Origin of the sequence: Trinickia sp. (assembly GCF_035492435.1) — a bacterium.
Lineage (GTDB): Bacteria > Pseudomonadota > Gammaproteobacteria > Burkholderiales > Burkholderiaceae > Trinickia.
On the sequence record NZ_DATJJF010000180.1, the window covers coordinates 1 to 6,403 of the forward strand.

Here is a 6,403-nt window from a genome sequence, read left to right on the forward strand (position 1 = left end):
GCGTCTCCCGACACAGGACGGTGGTGCGATTCTAGCGTTCTTATCGCGCCAACATCGACCCGCAGTGGCGGTGCGCCCACACAGTGGCGATCATGCCATCGGCGTGGAGCGCAATCGCACGCCCACGCCGAGGCAACATACCGGCTGACTCAATGAAACCCGACGTGGGCCCGTTCTCGAATGACGACTGGGCGATTTGCATCGGTTTTGCGTTGCAAAACACTAGACCAAGCCCAGATCACGAAACCTCCGGCCGCAAGCAACGCCCCGACCCAGCCGGGCGATGTCCAACCAAGCCCCCTGGCGACGGCGAGTCCACCCAGGAAAGGCCCGAGTGCGTTGGCAACGTTGAAAGCCGAGTGATTGAGTGCGGCGGCAAGGCCCTGCGCATCCTCGGCCACATCCATGAGCCGCGTCTGCAGCACTGTCGCGAGCGCACCACCGACGCCAATCAGAAAGACGTCGAGGGTGATCGTCCACACGTTGTGTGCGGCGAACGGGAAGGCGATGAGCGACGCGACGCTCCACAAGAGCACAAGCCCGGTGGTGCGCATCAGTGCACGGTCGGCAAATGCCGGAACGATGATGTTCCCAACGGTCATGCCGAGCCCGAGCACACCCAAGACAAGCATCGTCACTGTCACCGACACGTGCGTCACGGATCTCAGGACATCTGCCAAATAGGTGTAGACCGAGAACAGTCCGCCAAATCCGATAGCGCCGATCCCGAGCGTCAACCATACCTGAGGGCGACGCAGTGCGCCAAGCTCACGCAGCGGACTTGCTCCCTCGGCAGCCGGCACGCGCGGTGCCCAGAGGCGAATGCACGTCATGGTCAATACGGCCAGCAGCGCAGGCAGGCCGAAGCTCCAGCGCCAACCTACCAGATGGCCCAACCAATCGGAGAGCGGCACGCCGACGACCGTGGCCAATGTGAGGCCCAAAAACATGCGGCCAAGGGCGACCGAGCGTCGATTCTCCGGAACGAGTGATGTCACGACCAGCGACGCCATGCCGTAAAAAGTCCCATGCGGCAAGCCGCTCAGAAACCGGAACACGAGCAGCCATCGATAGCTTGGCGCAAGCGCACTCAGCGTATTGCCGAGCGCGAATAGCACCATCAAAAGAATTAGCAGCAAGCGACGTTCGCACCGCGCCCCGAGGACAGCAAGCAACGGTGCGCCGACAACCACACCCAACGCGTAGGCGCTGATCGCATGAGCTGCCGTCGGCGCGTCAATGCCAAACCCGTTTGAGAGCAGCGGCAAGATGCTCATCGAGGCGAACTCGCTCGTGGCGATCGCGAACCCGCCCATGGCAAGCGCGAATACGATGAGCCCTGTACTTGGCTTTGCGGCGTGATTGTCTTTCATGATGTGATGCCTGTTGGCCCTTTCTTGGTCCTTGTTGACCTTTATTGGCCTGCTGTACCGGCAACGACCGTGTTGAGGAATCGCTGCAAATTGCCTTCGATGAAGTCGAGCGTGGCGCGCTCGGTCAACTGACCGTCGTCCACTTTCGCTCCAACGTGCGTGATCGCCATTTCAGGCAGAGGCACCAATTGGCACAGCATCGATGCAAGCGTTTCGCGCATTTGGTATTGAGCGCGTACGCCGCCGAGCGCTCCCGGCGACAGCGTCACGAAAAACACGGGCTTGTTTTTCATGCAACCCGTGAATGCGGGACGGGAAAGCCAATCGAGCGTGTTTTTGAGCACGCCAGGCAGGCCGTGATTGAACTCGGGTGTAACGATGACCACTGCGTCGCATGCCTCAACTTGAGCACGTGCCGTCACCACCGTTTGCGGGAGTCCTTCGCGTTCGAGGTCTTCGTTGTAGTGGGGGATCGCGCCGATGTCGATGGAATTGACCGTGGAACCCGCGGGCACCAGTCCTGCGATCGACTTCAGGATCATCTGCGAATAGGACGCAGCACGCAAGCTGCCCGCGATGCCGACAATGTTGAAAACCGACTTCATTTGAACTCCGGGAAAGGCGCGCGACCACATTGGCCGTGCTGTCGGAGTATTATTCGAGAAATGCCCGTTGGTTTCTTCGTCTATCCTGCCAACTTCTGCCGCTTGGCTGCCATGTCGGATTTCACCATTCAGGCCGTCTCGGTCGATCATGCAGCGGGTGTCTCCATCACCCGTCATGCGCACGATAGCGGGCAACTCTCCATCGTATTGCGCGGGACTATGGCCGTGACAGGTGAGGAGGGGTTGTGGCTTGCCCCGCCTGGGCTTGCGGTCTGGGTGCCGCCGGAAGTGGCACATGATGCGCAATACAGCGAGTCGTCATCCCTTATCCACATCCATTTCTCGCAAGCGCTCGCTACGCAATTGCCTTCGCGTTGCGGTACGGTGGTCGTCTCGGATTTGCTGCGTGAACTTGGGCGCGAAGCGGTAAGACTGAGTGGCACGGGGGGCGACTCCGCCACGGTCGAACTGATCGCGCAACTGATGGTCTTGCATGCCCAGCAGCCGCGGAGCGGTCCAGAACTGTTCGTTCCTCATGGTCGCGATCGTCGGTTGCTATTCGCCATCGATTTCCTTCGTCAGCATCCCGGCGCGAACGTCAACCTCGACGAACTGGCGGCGCTTTCGCACACGAGTTCACGCACGCTCGCGCGTCTTTTTGTGAGTGAGACGGGGATGACGTTCGGCCGTTGGCGGGAGCACCTGCGCGTCGTATGTGCGGTGGATCGGCTCGCACGTGGGCAATCGATCACGCAGGCGGCGCTCGAACTCGGCTATCAGAGCGCCAGCAGTTTGACGACGCTCTTTACTCGCTTGCTAGGTGCGCCGCCACGACGCTATATGGAACAGATGCGTCAACGCGATGGCGAGGCGTCCGGCCGCTTGGTCGCCTGATTCGACGTCCCAAGAAAAAAGCCCAAAGCGTGAGACGCTTTGGGCTTTTTCCGTCGAGCACTGCCGCGCTCGCGCGAACAAAACTACTTGATCTGCGTGAGCTTGTTCTGCGCGGATTGCGCCACATCCGATCCGGCGTATTGCGAGACGATCTGCTGGAGCGTCTTGCGGGCTGCTGCCCTTTGACCTTGCTCGAGCTGATTGTTCGCGATCGCCAGCAACGCTTCAGGCGCACGCGGGTGCTGCGGGTAGTTCTTCACGACGTTCTGCCAGACTGCCGTCGAACCCTTGTAGTCGCGTAGCGCATAAAGCGCGTTGCCGAGCCAGTATTGCGCCGTCGGCTGATAAGGGCTTTGCGGATATTTGGCGATGAAATCGCGAAACGACGCAGCGGCGTTTTTGAAGTCGCCACTACGGAACTGCTGCGAGGCCTGATTGAACGCATCCGTTTCGCCTGGCTGCACTGTGCCCTGGACGCCGTCCACCGTCTCCTGCTGCGGCTCGAGCTTCTTGATCCGCGTATCGAGATCGGCGTAGTAGTCCTTCTGCTGTTTTTGCAGCGTGGTCAGCTGGTTCGTCAGGTCCTCATTCTGCCCGCGCAGCGTTGCTACCTGCTGGTTCAGCTGGTCGAGCCGGTTGGACTGATCGAGAAGAGTTCGCTGAGCGGCCGCCAATTGACTCACGGCGTTGTCCGACTTCGCTCGCAAGTCGAGAATCGCCTGGCGTGCCTGATCATCATCGAACATACCCGCGTGCGCAGGCCCGGCAACGAGTGCCGAGGCGGCCATGCATGCAGCTGCGGCGCCGCGCAGCCAGGAAGTACGGGGGTTCATAGCCTTGGCCTGTTTCGTTTACTGATAAACGATGTCCGCGCGGCGGTTTTGCGCCCACGCCGCTTCGTCATGACCCGTCGCCTGCGGCTTTTCCTTGCCGAGGCTCACAGCTTCCATCTGGGAATCCGGCACGCCGAGCGTTTTGAGTACGTTAAGCACTGCTACCGCGCGCTTCTGGCCGAGCGCGAGGTTGTACTCGCTCGTGCCGCGCTCGTCGGTGTTGCCCTGGATCAGGATATGTTGGCCCGGATGGTTCTTCAGGTATTTCGCGTGCACTGCCAACAGCGATTGGTATTGGTCGCTGACGGAATAGCTGTTGAAGTCGAAGTACACGCTACGCTTGGCGAGCGGGCTATTCGGGTTGTTCAGCTCGTCGACGTTGACGGGCGCCACGGCGTTCGGATTGGGCTGCGTGCTCACGGCACCCTGGCTTGCGTTCTCGTTGAGCTTCACGCCGGAATGACATGCCGCCAACACGCCCACGAGCAGGGACGCGAACACCATACGAAGCTTGGACATCATTTTTTACTCTCCTTGTGTGGTTATTGCCTAAAGATCATTGCATAAACGGACCCCAGGAGGGCTCGCGCACGCTGCCTCCCGGAACGGACAGGATTTGCCGAGTCCGACCGTCGGTCGAAACTGCGGCCAGCACGCCACGGCCGTTCACCTGAGTGGCGTAAAGAATGTACTGACCGTTCGCCGCGAAGCTCGGCGATTCGTCATGAATCGTGTCGGTGAGCGCCGTTGCCACGCCGCTTGCCAAATCCAGTTCGTACAGCTTGAATGCGCCGCCCACCCGCGAGATGTACGCGAGCGTCTTGCCGTCCGGGCTCACGCGCGGACTCGTGTTATAGCTCCCGGAGAACGTCACGCGCTGTGCCGCGCCGGCGCTTTCCCCTTGCGCCGGCATCCGGTAGATCTGCGGCTGGCCGCCGCGATCGCTCGTGAAGTAAATCGATTGGCCGTCGGGCGAATACGCGGGCTCGGTATCGATCGAGGTGCTCTGCGAGAGACGCCGCAAGCCCGTGCCGTCCGCATTGACCGCAAAGATCTGCGTGTTGCCGGTGCGCGAAAGGGCTACCGCGAGCGTGCGCCCGTCAGGCGACCATGCCGGCGCGCTGTTATTGCCCTTCTGGTCCGAGATGATGACGCGGCGCCCCGTCGGCAGGTCGTGCACGTAGACGATCGGCTTTTTCTTCTCGAACGAGACGTAGGCGACCCTCGTGCCGTCAGGTGACCACACGGGGGAGATGATCGGCTCCGGGCTCGACAACGCGACGTGCACGTCCTGGCCATCCGAGTCCGAGACCTGCAGCAGATAACGGTTGCCGCTTCTCACGACGTAGGAGAGGCGCGTCGCAAAGACGCCGCGCGTGCCGAGCAGCTTATCGTAGATGTAGTCGGCGACTTTATGGGCCGTCATGCGCAAGCCGCTTGCTGGCGTAGTCAGCTCGAGCCCGCCGAGGTTCTGTTGCTTGACGGTGTCATACAGCTTGAAGCGGATCTGATACTCACCATTGGCGAGCGGCGTCACGCTGCCCGCAACGAAAGCGTCTGCGCCTTTGGCTTTCCACCCACCCAAATCGACTGAATCGGTTTCGGAGACGGTCGTATTGCCGACGTCGATATTGTTGAATTTGCCGCTGCGCGCCAGATCGTCGCGGACGATTTTGCTGATCGGCTGCGGCGTGGCGGTTTCGTTGGCGAAGTTCGCGGTTGCAATGGGAAATTGCGTGGAACCCACACCGGTTACCAGCACGTTCAGTTGTGCATGTGCCGCGCCGCCTGCAGCGATCAGGCACGACGCCAACCATGTCTTGAGTCCCAGCTTCGTCATCAATCTCATGCCGTGATTCCCAAAAAACTAAAAATTGTCACAACAGCGAAGACTCGCCAATCCATCTTTCGTTCCTGCTCGCAATCGAAGCGCCAATTTGCATAGGCTCGGTTATTCCGCCGGGCGCAATGTAATCATGAAGCTTGTCGGCGCGTGTCCGTTGTCGTCGAGCGGCATTGGATCGGATTTCTGCACGGCACGCAATGCCGCTTCGTCCCACTGTGCATTTCCGCTGCTGCGCTGGACCGTGGCCGAGAGCAGGGTACCCGATGTCGAGCAGTGAACGGCAATCACCGTTTGAAGCCCCTGCGTGTCGCCAGCCCAAACGATGTTCGGACGCACGCGCCGCCGAACCTTGTCGGAGTAGCCCGGCGACGTGGCCGTGCCGCCCGAGCCCGTGCCGGTGCCGCCCTTCGCGAGGCCGTTGCCCGTCGGGCTGTCGCCGGCCAAACCTTGCAGCTGAGCGAGCCGCGCGCGGCGTTCCTGGTCGAGCTTTTGCTTTGCCTGCTGTTCCTCGACCGCCTTTGCCTTGGCGGCCTTGTCAGCCTCAGCTTTCTTTTCGGCGGCGAGCTGCTGTTGCTTCAATTGCTGCTGCTTTAACTGCTCCTGCTGCTCTTTTTGCTGTTCCTGCCTCTGTTGTTCCGCGAGTTGCTGCTGCTTCTGTTGCTCGGCAAGCTGCTGCTGTTTGAGCGCTTCAGCCTGCTGTTGCCGTTTGAGCTTGTCGGCCGCGGCCTTCTGCGCGGCTTTCTGGGCCGCGAGCTCGGCTTGCCGCTGCAACTCACGCTGCTGCTTGGCTTGTGCTTCCTGCTCGGCGAGCTGCTGCTGGCGCTGTTGCTCTGCGAGCAATGCAGCACGCGC

7 protein-coding genes are annotated in these 6,403 nt (G+C 61.0%); 1 reads left to right on the plus strand and 6 read right to left on the minus strand.

From position 1 onward, the window contains the following. Nucleotides 1–149 precede the first annotated feature (149 nt). On the minus strand, nt 150–1,373 hold the full coding sequence (locus tag VL598_RS13185; RefSeq protein WP_325327174.1) for an MFS transporter: 1,224 nt from the start codon (nt 1,371–1,373) through the stop codon (nt 150–152). A 41-nt stretch (nt 1,374–1,414) separates the two neighbouring features. Further along, the gene (locus tag VL598_RS13190; protein ID WP_325327175.1) at nt 1,415–1,978 is read right to left on the minus strand and encodes an NADPH-dependent FMN reductase; all 564 of its coding nucleotides are present in this window, start codon (nt 1,976–1,978) and stop codon (nt 1,415–1,417) included. Nucleotides 1,979–2,038: 60 nt separating this feature from the next. Here VL598_RS13190 and VL598_RS13195 point away from each other — a divergent pair, with 60 nt between their 5' ends. After that, entirely contained in the window at nt 2,039–2,872 is an 834-nt protein-coding gene (locus tag VL598_RS13195; RefSeq protein ID WP_325327176.1) for a helix-turn-helix transcriptional regulator, read from the plus strand. An 83-nt stretch (nt 2,873–2,955) separates the two neighbouring features. On the opposite strand, the gene ybgF is transcribed toward VL598_RS13195, so the two are convergent. The 4 genes from ybgF to tolA form a co-directional block, all read right to left on the minus strand. Next, the gene (ybgF, locus tag VL598_RS13200; RefSeq protein WP_325327177.1) at nt 2,956–3,705 is read right to left on the minus strand and encodes a tol-pal system protein YbgF; all 750 of its coding nucleotides are present in this window, start codon (nt 3,703–3,705) and stop codon (nt 2,956–2,958) included. An 18-nt stretch (nt 3,706–3,723) separates the two neighbouring features. Further along, nucleotides 3,724–4,227 carry a peptidoglycan-associated lipoprotein Pal gene (gene pal / locus VL598_RS13205; protein WP_325327178.1) on the minus strand — a complete coding sequence of 168 codons (504 nt, stop codon included), beginning with the start codon at nt 4,225–4,227 and terminating at the stop codon, nt 3,724–3,726. 34 nt (nt 4,228–4,261) lie between these two features. Further along, complete coding sequence (gene tolB / locus VL598_RS13210) at nt 4,262–5,554, minus strand: Tol-Pal system beta propeller repeat protein TolB (protein WP_325327179.1); 1,293 nt, start codon at nt 5,552–5,554, stop codon at nt 4,262–4,264. Between the two features lie 102 nt (nt 5,555–5,656). After that, nucleotides 5,657–6,403: cell envelope integrity protein TolA (gene tolA, locus VL598_RS13215; protein ID WP_325327180.1), on the minus strand; the 747-nt coding region annotated here is incomplete at its 5' end.